General features: G+C 67.3%; 1 protein-coding gene. It reads right to left on the bottom strand.

Features of this window, described 5'->3' with window-relative positions; translation table 11 throughout:
- Nucleotides 1-1154: IS1182 family transposase (locus MKK63_RS12675; RefSeq protein ID WP_244002180.1), on the bottom strand; the 1154-nt coding region annotated here is incomplete at both ends.

Here is a 1154-nt window from a genome sequence, read left to right on the forward strand (position 1 = left end):
ATGTTGTAGGCGAGGATCGCAAGGCTCATCTCGGTTCGCACGCCTTTCAGGCCCTTCGTCAGGAAGGGCGTGCTGCCCATCCAGGCTTTCAGCGTTCCGAAGACATGCTCGACCGTGGCGCGCCGTATCGCCATGGCGTCCGGCATGGCGTCGAGCCGCCTCTGCATGGCCTCCAGAACCGCCTCGTGCTTCCAGCGCTTGAAGCGCTTGAACTTCTCGGTCGTACAGCGCACCCGCATCGCGCAGGCATGACAGGCGTCCAGGTTGCGGTAGTGGTCGATGTCGCCGTGTCGATCGGAGCGCGCGTTAGACTTCGTCAGCACAGCGCCGGCGGGACAGACGTAGTGATCGGCCGCCGCGTCGTAGACGAAGTCGGCGCGCACGAAGAGCCCCTTCTTGGCTCGACCCGACGTGTCGGCTCGCGGGACGGCTGGCAGGACGCCCGTGCCTTCGCAGGCCAGAACCTCGTCGCCGCTGTAGTAGCCGCGATCGGCCAGGACCGTGACCTCCTGCGCGCCGATGGCCTGCTTGGCCCGACCGCCCATTGGCACGAGCTGGGTTCGGTCGTGGCCCTCGTTGACGACCTCATGGGCGACGACGAGATGATGCTCGGGATCGACAGCGATCTGGACGTTGTAACCGACGATGCCGGTGCCGCGCCCGCTCGTCGCCATCGAGCGCGCGTCCGGGTCGGTCAGCGAGACTTGCCCGTCGTCCGCGGCCTCTACCTGCTCCTGCATCTCGCGCAGGAAGGCCATCTGGCGGCGTAGAGCGGCGATCTTCTCGCCGATGCGCTGCGTCCGTGCCTCGGGCACGTCGTTGCCCTCCCGATCCGCTCGGTCGAGCGCCGCGAGGTAGCGGGCGATGCTGGCATCCACCTGTTCCAGGCGCTTGGCGACCTTGGCCACGGTGTAGTTGCGGTCCCGGTTGTTGACCGCCTTGAACTTCGACCCGTCCACGGCGACGGTCGCCCCAGCGAAGAGCTGCAGATCCCGGCCCAGCACCACGAACTGCCGGCAGGCCGCCTGGATCGCAGGCCCGTTGTCGCGCCTGAAGTTGGCGATCGTCTTGTGATCGGGAGCCAAGCGACCGGTCAGCCACATCACCTCGATGTTGCGCTGTGCCTCCCGCTCGAGCCGACGGCTCGACGGCAC

This window comes from Methylobacterium sp. J-088, assembly GCF_022829295.1.
In the GTDB taxonomy this organism is placed as follows: domain Bacteria; phylum Pseudomonadota; class Alphaproteobacteria; order Rhizobiales; family Beijerinckiaceae; genus Methylobacterium.